At 69.0% G+C, this 16,211-nt stretch carries 16 protein-coding genes; 9 read left to right on the top strand and 7 right to left on the bottom strand.

Annotated features, from left to right (window positions below):
* From ureG to ACNO8X_RS15440, 7 genes are all read right to left on the bottom strand, one after another.
* Positions 1-687 carry an urease accessory protein UreG gene (ureG, locus tag ACNO8X_RS15470; RefSeq protein ID WP_418001707.1) on the bottom strand — a complete coding sequence of 229 codons (687 nt, stop codon included), beginning with the start codon at positions 685-687 and terminating at the stop codon, positions 1-3.
* A gap of 15 nt (positions 688-702) precedes the next feature.
* Positions 703-1,398: an urease accessory protein UreF gene (locus ACNO8X_RS15465; protein WP_418001706.1), complete on the bottom strand. Its 696-nt coding sequence runs from the start codon at positions 1,396-1,398 to the stop codon at positions 703-705.
* Positions 1,398-3,119 carry an urease subunit alpha gene (locus ACNO8X_RS15460; RefSeq protein ID WP_260938504.1) on the bottom strand — a complete coding sequence of 574 codons (1,722 nt, stop codon included), beginning with the start codon at positions 3,117-3,119 and terminating at the stop codon, positions 1,398-1,400. Before ACNO8X_RS15460 ends, ACNO8X_RS15465 begins: the two co-directional genes overlap by 1 nt.
* Positions 3,116-3,430 carry an urease subunit beta gene (locus ACNO8X_RS15455; protein ID WP_418005919.1) on the bottom strand — a complete coding sequence of 105 codons (315 nt, stop codon included), beginning with the start codon at positions 3,428-3,430 and terminating at the stop codon, positions 3,116-3,118. Before ACNO8X_RS15455 ends, ACNO8X_RS15460 begins: the two co-directional genes overlap by 4 nt.
* Positions 3,431-3,474: 44 nt before the next feature.
* Positions 3,475-3,777: an urease subunit gamma gene (locus ACNO8X_RS15450; RefSeq protein WP_043399908.1), complete on the bottom strand. Its 303-nt coding sequence runs from the start codon at positions 3,775-3,777 to the stop codon at positions 3,475-3,477.
* 78 nt (positions 3,778-3,855) lie between these two features.
* Positions 3,856-4,257 carry a PaaI family thioesterase gene (locus ACNO8X_RS15445; protein WP_133760580.1) on the bottom strand — a complete coding sequence of 134 codons (402 nt, stop codon included), beginning with the start codon at positions 4,255-4,257 and terminating at the stop codon, positions 3,856-3,858.
* Positions 4,258-4,439: 182 nt separating this feature from the next.
* The gene (locus tag ACNO8X_RS15440; protein ID WP_418001705.1) at positions 4,440-5,210 is read right to left on the bottom strand and encodes an iron reductase; all 771 of its coding nucleotides are present in this window, start codon (positions 5,208-5,210) and stop codon (positions 4,440-4,442) included.
* Positions 5,211-5,420: 210 nt separating this feature from the next.
* Here ACNO8X_RS15440 and ACNO8X_RS15435 point away from each other — a divergent pair, with 210 nt between their 5' ends.
* The 9 genes from ACNO8X_RS15435 to ACNO8X_RS15395 all read left to right on the top strand — a co-directional run bounded on the left by ACNO8X_RS15435 (position 5,421) and on the right by ACNO8X_RS15395 (position 16,194).
* The gene (locus tag ACNO8X_RS15435) at positions 5,421-5,837 is read left to right on the top strand and encodes a BlaI/MecI/CopY family transcriptional regulator (protein WP_043399903.1); all 417 of its coding nucleotides are present in this window, start codon (positions 5,421-5,423) and stop codon (positions 5,835-5,837) included.
* 14 nt (positions 5,838-5,851) lie between these two features.
* Positions 5,852-6,808, top strand: coding sequence for a M56 family metallopeptidase (locus ACNO8X_RS15430; RefSeq protein ID WP_418001704.1), 957 nt, complete (start codon positions 5,852-5,854; stop codon positions 6,806-6,808).
* Positions 6,809-6,912: 104 nt separating this feature from the next.
* On the top strand, positions 6,913-8,385 hold the full coding sequence (gene gndA, locus ACNO8X_RS15425; protein WP_043399898.1) for an NADP-dependent phosphogluconate dehydrogenase: 1,473 nt from the start codon (positions 6,913-6,915) through the stop codon (positions 8,383-8,385).
* 101 nt (positions 8,386-8,486) lie between these two features.
* The gene (locus ACNO8X_RS15420) at positions 8,487-9,923 is read left to right on the top strand and encodes a GuaB1 family IMP dehydrogenase-related protein (RefSeq protein ID WP_418001703.1); all 1,437 of its coding nucleotides are present in this window, start codon (positions 8,487-8,489) and stop codon (positions 9,921-9,923) included.
* Between the two features lie 256 nt (positions 9,924-10,179).
* Entirely contained in the window at positions 10,180-11,541 is a 1,362-nt protein-coding gene (locus tag ACNO8X_RS15415) for a hemolysin family protein (protein WP_418001702.1), read from the top strand.
* Positions 11,534-12,583 carry a hemolysin family protein gene (locus ACNO8X_RS15410; RefSeq protein WP_418001701.1) on the top strand — a complete coding sequence of 350 codons (1,050 nt, stop codon included), beginning with the start codon at positions 11,534-11,536 and terminating at the stop codon, positions 12,581-12,583. The genes ACNO8X_RS15415 and ACNO8X_RS15410 overlap by 8 nt, the downstream gene beginning before the upstream one ends.
* Positions 12,576-13,478, top strand: coding sequence for a 3-methyladenine DNA glycosylase (locus ACNO8X_RS15405; protein WP_418001700.1), 903 nt, complete (start codon positions 12,576-12,578; stop codon positions 13,476-13,478). Before ACNO8X_RS15410 ends, ACNO8X_RS15405 begins: the two co-directional genes overlap by 8 nt.
* Positions 13,475-14,842 carry a lipase gene (locus ACNO8X_RS15400; protein ID WP_418001699.1) on the top strand — a complete coding sequence of 456 codons (1,368 nt, stop codon included), beginning with the start codon at positions 13,475-13,477 and terminating at the stop codon, positions 14,840-14,842. The genes ACNO8X_RS15405 and ACNO8X_RS15400 overlap by 4 nt, the downstream gene beginning before the upstream one ends.
* The gene (locus ACNO8X_RS15395; protein WP_418001698.1) at positions 14,839-16,194 is read left to right on the top strand and encodes an alpha/beta hydrolase-fold protein; all 1,356 of its coding nucleotides are present in this window, start codon (positions 14,839-14,841) and stop codon (positions 16,192-16,194) included. The genes ACNO8X_RS15400 and ACNO8X_RS15395 overlap by 4 nt, the downstream gene beginning before the upstream one ends.
* Positions 16,195-16,211 lie beyond the last annotated feature (17 nt).

The following is a 16,211-nucleotide window of genomic DNA, read 5'->3' as shown; positions in this document are numbered from 1 at the left end:
TCAGGCGTTCGTGACTCCCGCGCCGGCCAATTGGTCGCGGACCCAGGCCTGCACCGCCGAAGCCGTCGGATCGTCGGTCAACGAGATCAGCACCGTGGGGCGCTCACCACGGACCTGCGCGGCGTCGCGCCGCATGACGTCCAGGTCGGCACCCACCATCGGCGCGAGGTCGGTCTTGTTGACCACCAGCAGATCCGAGAACGTGACGCCGGGGCCGCCCTTGCGCGGCACTTTGTCGCCACCGGCGACGTCGACGACGAAGATCTGCACATCGACCAGGCCCGAGGAGAACGTCGCGGTCAGGTTGTCTCCCCCGGACTCGACCAGGATGAGGTCAAGTTGGTCGTTGGTCTCGATGAGATCATCGATGGCGTCGAGGTTCGCGGTGATGTCGTCACGGATCGCGGTGTGCGGGCAACCGCCGGTCTGCACCGCGGCGATCCGCTCGTCGGGCAGCACGGCGTGCCGGCGCAGGAAGTCGGCGTCCTCGGTGGTGTAGATGTCGTTGGTCAGCACCGCCAGGGACAGTTCGTCACGCAACTGTCGGCACAGCGCGGCGACCAATGCCGTCTTGCCGGAGCCGACGGGGCCGCCGACGCCGATGCGCAGCGGCTCACCGGGCTGCCGTTGGCGTTTGGGCCGGTCGTGGTGATGGTGCGGCTGGCCGTCGAGGAAATGTGGTGGCATGGAGGACCTTTCGGGTCAGGAGGCGAACAGGGGACGGTCGCGACCGGCGTGCCGTTGCGCCAGGACGTCGAGAAGTGGATCGGACAGGTCGGCAAGGCCTTTCGCCGCTTCGGCGGCGGTGCTGTCGCACAGCCCCGACAGTTCGAAGGTCAGTGCGGCGACGTCGGCAGGGTCCAGCGCCAGCAGGCGCTGGGCGGCCGTCGCAGAGCCGGTCATGGTGGTGTAAACGACTGTGGCACAGGTCTGTTCGGGGGCGAGACCGCTGACGCGGCCGACCACACCAGACGCCACCGCGAGGTGCGGCCGCGAACCTAGGAGTTGCCAAACCGAACACTCCCCGGTCGCTCCGCTCGCCCCAGAGCCCTCCCCCGTCGCTTCGCTCGCCCCAGCCTCGGGCCAGACGCGGCGCGCCAACCGCAGCAGTCCACGTCCCTGCGCCCGGGATGCCAGCCGGGCCGCGGGAGCCGGTGTGCGCGCGTCGGTTTCGTGGTCGGCGGCCACCGGGTCGAGGCCACCGTGCACCGCCGCCGCGATGGAGGCGGTGACCAGTCCGTGCGTGCGGATACGCCGGCGCAGGTACGCCCGCAGCGTCACTACGTCGGCCACCAAACCACTGGTGACCGCCTCTTCGACGCCGCCGGAATGCACGTGCCCACCGGTCGGCAACCGCGAATCCGCCAATGCCAGCAGGGTGGCCAGGCCGGTATCCATCAGAACAGAAAGTATCTCTGTGCCATCGGCAGCTCCGTGGCCGGTTGCTCCTGCCAGACCTCTCCGTCGATCCGGACGGTGAAAGTGTCCGGGTCGACGCGGATATCCGGCATGGCATCGTTGAGCGGCAGGTCCGCCTTACCCCGGCCCCGGACGTTCTTGACCGGAACGAGCCTGCGCCGCAAGCCCAGTCGTGCCGCAAGGTCGTCCTCGATGGCGGTCGGTGAGACGAAATGCACCGACAGCCCGGCCGCCACCGAGGGATGCGCTCCGAACATCGGGCGCGGCAGGACGGGTTGCGGCGTCGGGATCGAAGCGTTCGCATCCCCCATCGCCGCCCAGGCGATCGCGCCGCCTTTGAGGACCAGATGCGGGCGGACACCGAAGAACGCGGGCTCCCACAGCACCAGATCGGCGAGCTTGCCGACCTCCACCGAACCGAGTTCGTGGTCGATACCGTGAGTCACGGCCGGGCAGATGGTGTACTTGGCCACGTATCGGCGAACCCGGTTGTTGTCCGCCGGACCGTCGCCGGGCAGCGGCCCGCGGCGCTTCTTCATCACGTGTGCGGTCTGCCAGGTCCGCAGCACAACTTCACCGATGCGTCCCATGGCCTGGCTGTCGCTGCCGATCATCGAGATCGCGCCGATGTCGTGTAGCAGGTCCTCGGCGGCGATGGTCGACGGCCGAATCCGGCTCTCCGCGAACGCCAAATCCTCGGGCACGGCAGCGTTGAGGTGATGACACACCATCAGCATGTCGAGGTGTTCGTCGAGGGTGTTGACGGTGTGGGGCCGCGTCGGGTTGGTCGAACTGGGCATCACGTTCGGATGGCTGGCGACGGTGATGATGTCGGGCGCATGGCCGCCGCCGGCACCCTCGGTGTGGTACGCGTGGATGGCCCGGCCGGCGATGGCCGCCAGGGTGTCCTCGACGAACCCCATCTCGTTGAGGGTGTCCGAATGCAGGGCCACCTGCACATCGGCCTCTTCGGCCACCCGCAGACACGCGTCGATGGCGGCCGGAGTGGTGCCCCAGTCCTCGTGCAGTTTGAAACCGGCTGCGCCGCCGCGCAATTGCTCCCACATCGAGTCGGGATTGATGGTGTTGCCCTTGCCGAGCAGCAGGATGTTCATCGGCCAGCCGTCGAGGGCCTGCAGCATGCGTCCCAGGTGCCAGGCGCCGGGCGTGACGGTGGTGGCCTTACTGCCCTCGGCGGGCCCGGTGCCGCCACCGATCATCGTGGTGATGCCGCCGCCGATCGCCTCTTCGAGGATCTGCGGACAGATGAAATGGACGTGACAGTCGATGCCGCCCGCGGTGAGGATTCGCCCGTTGCCGGCGATGATCTCGGTGGACGGGCCCACCACCAGGTCGGGGTGCACCCCGGACATGATGTCGGGGTTACCGGCCTTGCCGATCGCGACGATGCGGCCGTCGCGAATCCCGATGTCGGCCTTGATGATTCCCCAGTAGTCGATGATGATCGCGCCGGTGATCACGGTGTCCGGGGCACCGTCGGCGCGGGTCGCCCGAGCCTGCCCCATGGACTCGCGCAGCACCTTGCCTCCGCCGAAGACCGCCTCGTCACCGGACAGTCCCGGGCCGCCGCTGCGGTCCTCGGTGATCTCGATCAGCAGATCGGTGTCCGCCAGGCGGATCCGATCGCCCGTCGTCGGCCCGAACAGCGCCGCATAGCGGGCGCGAGATAATGAACTCACGAGGCATCCAGCTTTCCGGGCGCATCGAGCGACAGCCCATACACTTCGCGCGTCCCGCCCAGCGGAACCAGTGAAACCCGCTGGGCGACGCCAGGTTCGAACCTGACGGCGGTACCCGCCGGCACGTCGAGCCGGTGTCCGTGCGCCGCCGCGCGGTCGAAGTCCAACGCCGAGTTGGCCTGCGGGAAATGCACGTGGCTGCCGACCTGCACGGGCCGGTCACCGACGTTGACCACGTCGAGGATCAGCCGCTCGGCACCCGCGTTGAAGGCGATATCGCCGTCGCCATAAATGATTTCACCGGGAATCAGGGTCGCGCCCTCGGTACTCGTCCGGTCCGTCATCGTCGCCGTCCTCAGGCAATCGGGTGGTGGACGGTGACCAGTTTGGTGCCGTCCGGGAAGGTTGCCTCGACCTGGACGTCGGGCAGCATCTCGGGAACCCCGTCCATGACGTCGTCGCGGCTCAGTACGTCCCGGCCGCTGACCATCAGCTCCGCGACCGTCCGCCCATCCCGGGCACCTTCCAGCAGGTGATCAGTGATCACCGCCACCGCCTCGGGGTGATTCAGGCGCAACCCTCTGGCCTGCCGTCGACGGGCCAGTTCGGCGGCGTACGAAATCAGCAGGCGTTCTTGCTCATGCGGCGTCAAACGCATAAGGGGCGATATTGCCACGGCAGGCCGGGAACGGCATGTCGGGCCGGAGCTTTCAGCCCCTCAGGCGCACCCGAAGGCTCAGCCCTCGAGATTCTGGAGCCGCACCTGGCCCCGCGCGACCATCCGATCATCCTCATCGGTGATCGTGACCAGCCACAGCTGCTGGCGGCGGCCCCGGTGGATCGGCGTCGAGGTGGCGGTGACCGTTCCGGTCTTGAGCGCGCGCAGGAAGTCGGTGTTGTTATTGACGCCGACGACCGTGCCGCCACCATGCTCGGCGAGCCAGACGTGGCCGGAGACACTGGCGACACTTTCGATGACAGCGCAGTGGATGCCGCCGTGCACGATTCCCCAGGGCTGTAGCAGCTTGTCGGTGATCTTCAGTTGCGCGCGTGAGCCGTCCGCGGTGACCTCCAGATAGGTCAGTCCGATTTCGGCGTCGAAGCCCTTGCCGAGGTCCGCGGGCACAGATGTCGTCACGAATAGCTGTCTACACGAGCGCAGCCGACGGCGGTCACCGCACCCGCCACGAAGGCGAGCAGGCCCCGCACCGATGGTGCGGGGCCTGCTCTTCGAGCGGACCGGGAATCACTGCAGCCCTCAGGATTCCGGCGCGGTCCGTTAGTTTCTCGACTCCTGAATAGTAGGCAAGGCTTGCCTAATTAGCAAGCCCTTGCCAGGTTCATCCGATCGAGTCCGCGCACCGGGGCACCGAACCCGACAAGGGTGTCCAGCACCGCCTGGGCCCGACGCATGCCGTCGACGTCGCTGACGCCGGCCAACAGCGGAACCCGGGTCGCCGAACCCACCACGGCAGAGCCCACGCTGTGCCACATCGCCGGCACCGTCATGACACCACCACTGACCTCGAAGAGCTTCGCGAACAGCGGTTGCAGCGCACGGTGGCACCGATGCGCCAACCAGGTCGCCAGCGCCTCCTCGCCCGGGAAGCCGACGATCCCGTCCCCGATCGGCCGGGTCGCCCACACTGCCCGCCCGCCGAATACCGGATCACCGGGCAGCACCCGCAACGTCGGGTCCGCGACGCCGACCCAGTCGATGCCACCCTCCGAGTCGATATGAACCCACAGGTTCTCCAGCCCGGGGTCCCAGGCCCGACCCTCCAGCACCAGCAGTGGCACCACGCGGCCGATGACGACGTGCGCGAGCATGGCGGCCACCTGCTGGGCGGCGACCGATTCACTGCCGGTATCCAGCACCGCGGTGTCGAACATCGTCTGGAGCCGGTCACCCGTCACGGCCTCGGCGAGCGGCCACCACCGGCGACGGGAGATGTCGTCCATCACCGCAACGCCGTAGACCCTGGGATCACTCGGGCACAACTCGCGCAGCCGGCGACTCGACTCGTGCAACGGAAGCATCCGGCGGATGTCCATCGTGGCGATCAAGGGGTCAGTCACAGCGGAGGGCATGAACACATCCTTAGGTTAGGTTAGCCTTACTATAGTGACCACCCACGAGATGTAAACCGCTGTGACGGGACTCACAAGCAACGAAAAACCAGCCCTGACCGGGAACCACAACGTTCAACCGGGACGTTGGGGAGGACATGCGAAATGGATACGACGCACGGTAGTAAATGCGTAGTACCCTGGAAACACTGCCGAAAGAGTGAATAGGACATGGCGAAAATGACGCGGCTGGGCGAGTTGGAGCGCGAGGTGATGGATCACCTCTGGTCCTCCCGCGAGCCGCAAACCGTCCGCCAGGTGCATGAAGCCCTCGCGACGCGCCGGGACCTGGCCTACACCACGATCATGACGGTGCTCCAGCGTCTGGCGAAGAAGAATCTGGTCGTCCAACATCGCGATGACCGCGCGCACCGCTACGCACCGACCCACGGCCGCGACGAACTGGTCGCCGGACTCATGGTCGACGCACTTGACCAGGCCTCCGACTCCGGCAGCCGGGTCGCGGCACTGGTTCATTTCGTCGAACGCGTCGGGGTCGACGAGGCCGACGCGCTGCGGCGGGCCCTCGATGAGCTGGAAGCCAAGCACCGAATCCCACCGGCGACTGGCATTTCCGGCACCGACTGAGAGACACTTAGCGCGTGTCCGCCCTGGCCTTCACTCTCGTTGCGCTACTGCTGGTCGGGCCGGTACCCGCCTTGCTGGCACGCGCATCGTGGCCGCAGCGGGCCCCCCGGGCCGCGATCGTGTTGTGGCAGTCGATTGCCATCGCCGCCGTGCTGTCCGCCTTCAGTGCCGGCATCGCCGTCGCCAGCAGGCTTTTCGCGCCAGGCCCTGACGGTCGCCCGACGACCACCGCAACCAGCGAGATCAGCGTCATGGGCTGGCCGGTGTGGCTCACGCACGTCGCGGTCTTTGCGCTGACTCTCGTCGTCGGCGGCCGGCTGGCCATCGCCTTCATCCAGGTCGCCATCGCGACGCGACGCCGGCGCGCACACCACCGCATGATCGTCGACCTGCTCGACTGTTCGCGGGACACCGCACCCGCCCCCCAGGCCCGCCACCTCATCGGCCACGGCCTGCGCATTCTCGACGTCCAGCAGCCGCTCGCCTACTGTCTGCCCGGCGTCCGCAGTCGTGTGGTGCTCAGCGAGGGTGCCCTCAAGCACCTGCACGACAGCGAGATCGCCGCCATCCTCAGCCACGAACACGCACACCTGCGCGCCCGGCACGACCTGGTGCTCGAGATGTTCATCGCCGTCCACGCCGCCTTCCCCCGCTTCGTCCGGAGTGCCAGCGCCCTCGATGCGGTCCGCCTGCTGATCGAACTGCTCGCCGACGACGCCGCCGTCCGGGCCACCGGCCCGACCCCACTGGCCCGCGCCCTGGTGGCCTGCGCGTCCGGACGAGCTCCCAAAGGCGCCCTCGCCGCCGGCGGGCCGACCACGATCCTGCGCGTGCAGCGGTTGGCCGGCGAACCCAACAGCTCCTGGCTGGCCGCGGCCGCCTACCTGGCCGCCGCCTCCGTCCTGGTCGTTCCGACCGTCGCAGTGGCTGTGCCCTGGCTCACTGAATTGCACCGGTTGTTCTTCTCGTAGACTTTGCGACTGGCACCATCAGCATCGGTGGCGGATGACGCCGCACCGGCCTCGCGCCGGTCCGAAAGACCGTGCGCCACAACCAAACAACGAAAGGGCCAGCCGTGAGCTCGTCGGGAAACCCGGAACCGTCCGCAACCACCGCCACTGCCCAGATCGGCGTCACCGGCCTGGCTGTCATGGGCTCCAACATCGCCCGTAACTTCGCCAGCCACGGCTACACCGTCGCGCTGCACAACCGCTCCGTCGCCAAGACCGACGCGCTGATCGCCGAACACGGCGCCGAGGGCAAGTTCGTCCGCAGCGAGACCATCGCCGAATTCCTGGACGCGCTGGAGAAGCCGCGCCGCGTGCTGATCATGGTCAAGGCCGGCGACCCGACCGACGCCGTCATCAACGAACTCGCCGACGCCATGGAGCCCGGCGACATCATCATCGACGGCGGCAACGCGCTGTACACCGACACCATCCGCCGCGAGAAGGCCATCCGCGAGCGCGGCCTGCACTTCGTCGGCGCGGGCATCTCCGGCGGCGAGGAAGGCGCGCTGAACGGCCCGTCGATCATGCCGGGCGGGCCGGCCGAGTCCTACAAGAGCCTGGGCCCACTGCTCGAGGAGATCTCCGCGCACGTCGACGGCGTGCCGTGCTGCACGCACATCGGCCCTGACGGCGCAGGCCACTTCGTCAAGATGGTGCACAACGGCATCGAGTACTCCGACATGCAGCTCATCGGCGAGGCCTACCAGCTGCTGCGTGACGGCCTGGGCATGACGGCCGGGCAGATCGCCGACGTGTTCGCCGAGTGGAACAAGGGCGACCTGGACAGCTACCTGGTCGAGATCACCGCCGAGGTGCTGCGCCAGGTCGACGCCAAGACCGGCAAGCCGCTGGTCGACGTCATCGTCGACGAGGCCGAGCAGAAGGGCACCGGCCGCTGGACCGTCAAGTCCGCGCTGGACCTCGGCATCCCCATCACCGGCATCGCCGAAGCGGTGTTCGCCCGCGCCCTGTCGGGCTCGGTGCCCCAGCGGCGGGCCACCGTGGGCATGGCCTCGGGCCAGCTCGGCGAGAAGCCCAGCGATGCCACGAAGTTCGTCGAGGACGTGCGCCAGGCGCTGTACGCGTCGAAGATCGTCGCGTACGCGCAGGGCTTCAACCAGATCGAGGCCGGCAGTGCCGAGTACGGCTGGGACGTCAAGCCCGGCGATCTGGCCACCATCTGGCGCGGCGGCTGCATCATCCGCGCCAAGTTCCTGAACCGGATCAAGGACGCATTCGACGCCGAGCCGGAGCTGGCCACCCTGCTGGCCGCGCCGTACTTCCGCACCGCGGTCGAGTCGGCCATCGACAGCTGGCGCCGCGTCGTGGTGACGGCCACCGAGCTGGGCATCCCGATCCCGGGCTTCGCCTCGTCGCTGTCCTACTACGACGCACTGCGCACCGAGCGGCTGCCCGCGGCACTGACGCAGGGCCTGCGCGACTTCTTCGGCGCCCACACCTACGGCCGCACCGACGCGCCGGAGGGCAAGAAGTTCCACACCCTGTGGAGCGGCGACCGCACCGAGGTCGAGGCGTAGCTTTTCCCTCGCGAGCAGACACAAAACTGTCCCTTCTCCCCGGAGAAGGGACAGTTTTGCGTCTGCTCGGCATTGTCAGGCAAGGCCACTAGGCTGAAGGTGTGCAGTTTCTCGACGGCCACCGGCCTCCGTACGACCTGACCTACAACGATGTCTTCGTCGTACCGGGGCGCTCAGAACTGACCTCCCGCTTCGACGTCGACCTGGCCACCACCGACGGCACGGGCACCACCATCCCGATCGTCGTCGCCAACATGACCGCAGTCGCCGGCCGCCGGATGGCCGAGACCATCGCCCGTCGCGGCGGCATCGTGGTGCTGCCGCAGGACCTGCCCATCGACGTGGTCCGGGGCACCGTCGACTTCGTCAAGAGCCGCGACCTGGTGGTCGACACCCCGGTCGTGCTCGCGCCCGACGACTCGGTCTCGGACGCCCTCGCCCTGCTGCACAAGCGCGCCCACGGCGCCGCGGTGGTCCTGGCGGACGGACGTCCGCTCGGCCTGGTCACCGAGGCCGCCTGCGCCGGAGTCGACCGGTTCGCGCGCGTCCGCGACGTGGCCACCACCGATTTCGTCTCCGCGCCCGCGGGCACCGAACCGCGCAAGGTGTTCGACCTGCTGGAGCACTCCCCGACGGGCGTGGCGGTGCTGACCAACACCGACGGTTCGCTGGCCGGTGTGCTGACCCGCACCGGGGCCATCCGCGCGGGCATCTACACCCCCGCCGTCGACGCGCAGGGCCGGCTCCGGATCGCGGCCGCCGTCGGGATCAACGGTGATGTCGCCGCCAAGGCCCGTGCGCTGGCCGAAGCGGGCGTGGACGTCCTGGTCGTCGACACCGCGCACGGGCACCAGTCCAAGATGCTCGAGGCGTTGAGCGCGGTGGCCGCGCTCGACCTCGGCCTGCCGCTGGCCGCCGGCAACGTGGTGTCCGCCGCCGGCACCCGGGACCTGATCAACGCGGGCGCGTCCATAGTCAAGGTGGGCGTCGGCCCCGGCGCCATGTGCACCACCCGGATGATGACCGGGGTGGGGCGGCCGCAATTCTCCGCCGTCGTCGAATGTTCTTCGGCGGCAAGGGAACTCGGCGGCCACGTGTGGGCCGACGGCGGTGTCCGGCACCCGCGCGACGTGGCACTGGCCCTGGCCGCGGGCGCGTCGAACGTGATGATCGGCTCATGGTTCGCCGGCACGTACGAGTCGCCCGGCGACCTGCTGACCGACCGCGAGGGCCGCGTCTACAAGGAGAGCTTCGGTATGGCCTCCAAGCGTGCGGTGGCCGCACGTACGGCCGGTGACGGCGCGTTCGACCGGGCCCGTAAGGCCTTATTCGAGGAAGGCATCTCTTCCTCGAAGATGGAGCTGGACCCCGTCCGCGGCGGGGTCGAAGACCTGCTCGATCACATCACCTCCGGCGTCCGCAGCACCTGCACGTACGTCGGCGCGGCAAACCTCGCCGAGCTGCACGAAAAAGTGGTGCTCGGGGTGCAATCGGCCGCCGGATTCGCCGAAGGACACCCGCTGCCCACCGGTTGGTGAGCAGGTCCGACGGGGCCGACCAGCTACCATTGCCATACGGCCGACGATTGCAATAGGCGTCGGTCGGCCGTCGATGTCGATTCAGCGAAAGGGAGCACGTGCCGCAGGCACCCGTTGGGGCGTCGACCGCCCCGAGCGCGGCGGGAGCGTGCGACGCCAACCACGCGTTCCCCGAGCCGAGCCCTGATTCCATGGACTCCGAACCTCCCAGTAGCCGGCCGGGCCGTCAGCCCGGCGCCCCGAGCGGTGGTGCCCGGTGACCTCCGCACTGACCATCGCGAGCCTGGCCGCGTTCATCCTGCTCACCGTCGGCACAGCGGTCTTCGTCGCCGCCGAGTTCTCGTTGACCGCGTTGGAACGCAGCACGGTGGAGGCCAACGCCCGCGACGGCGGACGGCGCGACCGGATCATCCGTACCGCGCACCGCAGCCTGTCGTTCCAGCTGTCCGGCGCGCAGATCGGTATCTCGATCACCACCCTGATCACCGGCTACCTGGCCGAGCCCGTGGTGGCGCGACTACTGCGCGGCCCGTTGCAGGCGGTCGGGCTGCCGGAGAAGTTCACCGATTCGGTGGCCCTGACGCTGGCCCTGCTGATCGCGACGTCGGTGTCGATGGTGTTCGGCGAGCTGGTGCCCAAGAACCTCGCCGTGGCGCGGCCGGTGCCGACCGCGCGTGCCACCGTACCGCTGCAGTGGTTCTTCTCCCTGGTGTTCTCCCCCGTGATCAAGCTGACCAACGGCACCGCCAACTGGGTGCTGCGCCGGCTCGGCGTCGAGCCCGCCGAGGAACTCCGCTCGGCGCGGTCCGCGCAGGAACTGCTGGCGCTGGTGCGCAACTCCGCCGAAAGCGGGTCGCTGGACCCGCAGACGGCCCAATTGATCGACCGCTCCCTGCAATTCGGCGGCCGCACCGCCGAGGAGTTGATGACGCCACGATCCATGATCGAGTCGCTGGAGGTCACCGACACCGTCGCCGACCTCATCGAGACGGCCATCCGCACCGGGTTCTCGCGGTTCCCGATCGTCGCCGGAGACCTCGACGAAACCGTCGGCATCGTGCACGTCAAACAGGTCTTCGCGATACCCGTCGAGCTGCGCGCCGGGACCCGGCTCGCGCAACTGGCACGGCCGGTCCCGACGGTGCCGTCGACCCTCGACGGTGACGCGGTGATGACCCAGATCCGGGCCAACGGCGTCCAGACCGCCCTGGTGGTCGACGAGTACGGCGGCACCGCCGGCATGGTCACCGTCGAGGACCTCATCGAGGAGATCGTCGGTGACGTCCGCGACGAACACGACGACGCCACCCCCGATGTGGTCGAGGTGCGCGACGGCTGGCTGGTGTCGGGTCTGATGCGGATCGACGAGGTGGACACCGAGACCCCGTTCCGCGCGCCCGAAGGCGACTACGAAACCATCGGCGGGCTGGTGCTCAAAGAGCTCGGCCACATCCCCGACGTCGGCGACACCGTCGTGCTGACCGAGTTCGACCCGGACAACCCGGAGCTGGACCCGGTGCAGTGGAAAGCCACGGTCATGCGGATGGACGGGCGGCGCATCGACCAGCTCGAACTCACCGAACTCGGCACGGACCAGTCGGGAGCCGACGATGAATGACGTTCTCGGCATCCTGCTGACCATGGCCCTGCTGGGCGCCAACGCGTTCTTCGTGAGCGCAGAGTTCGCGCTGATCTCGGCCCGCCGCGACCGCCTGCAGGCCCTCGCCGAACAGGGCAAGCGCAGCGCTGTCACCGTGTTGCGGGCCGGTGAGCGACTGTCGATGATGCTGGCCGGCGCTCAGCTCGGCATCACCATCTGCTCGATCCTGCTGGGCCGCATCGGTGAACCGGCCGTCGCGCACCTGCTTCGCGAACCCTTCGACGCCTTCGGCGTGCCTGACACCGTGCTGCACACCGCGGCTTTCGCCGTCGCCTTGGCGATCGTGGTGACGGTGCACGTGCTCCTCGGCGAGATGGTGCCGAAGAACATCGCCATCGCCGGGCCGGAGAAAGCCGCGATGCTGCTGATCCCGCCGTACCTGGTCTACATGAGCGTCGCCCGGCCGTTCGTCATCTTCTACAACTGGTGCGCCAACAGCACGCTGCGGCTGCTCGGGGTGGAGCCGAAGGACGAGCTGGACGTCACGGTCTCGTCGGTCGAGCTGTCCGAGATGCTGACCGAGTCGCTGTCGGAGGGGCTGCTGGACGCCGAGGAACACGTCCGGCTCAAGCGCGCGCTGGATATCCGGACCCGGACTGTCAAGGACGTCGCGATCCCGCTGCAGGACATCCGCGCGGTGCCGATCGCGGCGCCCGGAACCGGTCCCACCGTGGGTGCGGTGGCCGAGGCGTTGCGCGAGACGGGCTATTCCCGGTTCCCGGTCACCGACGGCCACAGCGCCTACCTCGGTTACCTGCACATCAAGGACGTGCTGCCCTGCATGGACGACAACAACGCCGTGCTGGACCGGTCCATGGTGCGCCCGCTGCCCATGGTCGCCTCGACGCTGCCGGTGGTCGACGCGCTGTCGTGGTTGCGCCGCAACAACAGTCACCTGTCCCTGGTGACCACCGACGGTTACGTCACCGCGATGGTGACGCTGGAAGACCTGGTGGAGGACCTGGTCGGCGTGGTGCGCGACGGTACCCACCGTGTCTGAGACGGTGTGCGCGCTGCCCGAGGTCCTGGACGAGCACGACTGGGTGTTGCGCGAACAGCGCTACCTGGACCGCGTCGACGCCTTCCTCGCACCGCATGAGCGGCGGATGCGGGCCGGCGAGCCGCATCCGGTGTGGGACTTCCTGTTCACCTACTACAGCCTCAAACCCCGCCAGCTGCGGCGCTGGCACCCGGGCTTCGGCCGTGCGCTGACCGGGCCCGGCGCGCGGCGGTTCACCGACCGGGCCGGGTACAGCCGCACCGGTGACGCTGTCGCGGTGACGGACGCGTACCTCGCCGGCCGCCGGGACACCGTCGCCTTCGTTGCCGACCTGTTGACAGCGACGGCGGCCCGCCCGGCCCGGTTGAACTGTTTCGGCCTGCACGAATGGGCCATGGTGTACCGCGCTCCCGAGGTGCGGCACGCCCGGGTGCCGCTGCGGCTGAGCGCGTCGGACACCGACGCCGTGGTTGAGTCGATGCCGCTGCGGTGCACGCATTTCGACGCCTACCGGTTCTTCACCGAGGCGGCCGTCCCACGCAACGGCGAAGCCCTGTCCCGACACGCCCAGTCGGCCACCGAGCAGCCGGGCTGTGTGCACGCAAATATGGACTTGTACAAATGGAGTTACAAGCTCGGACCTTTGCTGGAGTCGAATCTGTTGATGGATTGCCTTGACCTCGCGGCGGACGCACGCGTCCTCGACATGCGGGCCAGCCCGTACGACCTGAGCGACTACGGCATCGAGCCGATCGCCATCGAGGACCCGACGGGCCGCGCCGAGTATGTGCGCCGTCAGCAGGACATCGCCAATCTCGCTGTGCCGCTGCGTGAATCACTGGTGTCCGAATGCCTGGCGTTGCTCGACCACCACACCGACGGGGGCATGCCATGACGACACGGACAGCGCTGCGGATCGCCGCTGTCGCTCTGGCGGCCGCGCTGACCGTCGCCGGCTGCTCTGACGACCAGTCCGGTCGCAGCACGCCGCGCAGTGGGCAGGTGTTGCCGGGTGACTACAGCGGTGCCGGCCCCGGCACGCTCGTCGCCGCGCAGCCACTGACCACGGTCGACCCCGAACTGGCCGGGCTGACCGCCATCTCCGCGCGCATCACGTACGTGTCCACGTCGGGCATCAACGACAGCCACCCCAAGGTGACGGGCTCGGTGTTCCTGCCGAAGGGCAAACCGCCCGAGGGCGGCTGGCGCATCATCGCGTTGGCCAACCCGGGCAGCGGCATCAAGTCCGACTGCGCGCCGTCGTCGTCGCCGAGCCTGCTGGGACTGCTGCCGACCGTGCGACTCATGGTCGGCGCCGGGTATCTGGTGGCGATCACCGACTATCAGGGCATCGGGCTCGACGAGACCTATCACCCGTATCTGGACTCCACGACCGAGGGTTTCAACCTGATCGACCTCGCGCGGGCGACGCGCAAATTGGTCTCCGCCGCCTCGACGAACTGGATCGCGGTGGGCACCGGGCAGGGCGGTCAGGCGGCCTGGGCGGCCGCCGAGCTCGCCACCGATTACGGCGGCGGCCTGCGCCCGCAGGGTGCGGTCGCCCTGGCCCCGACCGCGGCACTCGACTGGCTGGCCGACGCGTCGGCCGCCGGGGACCTGAACCGCGACCAGCAGCTCATGCTGCAGCAGTACCTGGCGGTCATGCCGCAGGCCTATCCGGGGTTCCCCATCGAGGACTACCGGCGCGGCGCCGCCCGCGACCACTGGGACACGTTGTCGGCCTGCCGAGGGCCGGCCGTCGCCGACCGCGCGGGCATCCTGGATTCGCTGACACCGCACGACCTCGGACCGACGACGCCCGCCGCCACCGAAGCGCTGCGCGGTTACCTGCGGAAGGCGACGCTGCCGCAGGCGCCGGCCGCCGCCCCGATGCTGATCACCCCCGGGCCGGCCGACGGCCTGGTGCCGCCCGAGCAGACCGCCGCTGCCGTCGAGCGGGCCTGTGCCATGGGCGACGTGATCGACTATGTCCAGCCCGACGAAGCCGACGCCCTCGGCTGGATCACCGACCGGTTCAACGGGGTCCCGGCGCCCAACAACTGTGCCGGCGCCACGCCGACCACCGCCACGCCGACGACGACCGCCAGTTCCAACTCGGACGACTCCGACACCGGGCAGTCGAGTTCGGATACCGAAGAGGTGACCCAGACCGCCGAACAGACCGAATCGGATGCTCCGACGCCGCATCACCCGCAGCCCGCGCCCCCGCCGCCGGCGGACTTCGGGGACGCCGAATGAACATCGGCCTGCTCGACGGCTGGCTGCCCACGCTGATCCAGGTGGTGACGGTGCTGGGCCTGATCGTCGCCGTCGGCCGGCGGTCTCCGCGCTGGCTGCGACTGTGGCTCCCGGTCGCGGTCGGGACCGGCATCGTCCTGGCGCTGGGCTGCAGCTGGTTCATCTCCGACCAAGGCCTCGCGGGCGGCCCGGCCCCGACCTCGCTGTGGGTCTGGATCGTCCTGACCGGCGTGGCACTCGTGGTGGCCATCGCGGGGTGGCCGGGCCTGCACTGGTGGCGCCGGTCGCTGGCCGTAGCAGTGGTGCCGCTGTGCGCGGTGTGCGCGGGCCTGGCGGTGAACACCTGGACCGGTTATCTGCCGACCGTCGAGGCCCTGTGGCAGCGGGCCACCGGCGCCGAGCTCAAGGGCGAGATCGATCTGAACACCGCGCTGGCAATGCGCAGCGCCGGCCAGGTGCCGGACCGCGGCGTCCTGATCTCGGTGCAGATTCCGACGGACGCGTCGGGCTTCCGCACCCGTCCGGAAATGGTTTATCTACCACCGGCGTGGTTCGCCCACGACGCCCCGCAGCTGCCGGTCGTGGTCATGGTCGGCGGTGAATTCGGGTGGCCGGCCGACTGGCCGACGGCCGGCGGCGCCCAGCGCACCGCCGACGATTTCGCGGCCGCCCACAGCGGCAACGCACCCATCCTGGTGTTCGTCGACACCAGCGGCCAGTTCTCCAACGACACCGAGTGCGTCAACGGGCCCCGGGGCATGGCCGCCGATCACCTCATCAAAGATGTTGTGCCATTTGTCACTTCGACATTCTCGGCGAGCCCCGATCCGTCCCGCTGGGGCATCGTCGGTTGGTCCGCAGGCGGCACGTGCGCGGTGATGACCACGGTGATGCACCCCGAGCTGTTCCAGACCTTCGTCGACATGGACGGACAGGTCGGGCCCAACGCCGGTTCCGAACCGCAGACCATCGCGCGCTTGTTCGGCGGCGATGCGGCGGCATTCGCCCACTTCGATCCGGCGACCGTGGTGCGCAAGCACGGGCCGTACACCGGCGTCGCCGGCTGGTTCGCGGTGTCGGAGAGCGGGCCCGTGGTGCACCAACCGGCCCAGGCCGGCGCGGCGATGAACGTGCAACCGCCGGACAACCCGGAGAGCCACACCGCCGTCGCCAGCTACTTGTGTGCCGTGGTCAGCGCCGCCGGTATCGAGTGTTCGGTGGTCCCGCACGGCGGTGACCACACGTTCCCCAGTGCCGCAGAGGTATTCGCCGCGGCCCTGCCGTGGCTCGCCGGCCGCCTGCACACGCCCGGTGTCCCGGCTATCGGTTTGCCGGGCTCGACACCGCAATGAGGGTGTGACCGGGTTCT

It is taken from the genome of Mycobacterium sp. PDNC021 (genome assembly GCF_048282635.1).
GTDB classification, from domain to species: Bacteria; Actinomycetota; Actinomycetes; order Mycobacteriales; family Mycobacteriaceae; genus Mycobacterium; species Mycobacterium llatzerense.
The sequence above is the reverse complement of the archived record's forward strand: the minus strand, read 5'-3'. Positions and strand labels throughout refer to the sequence as shown.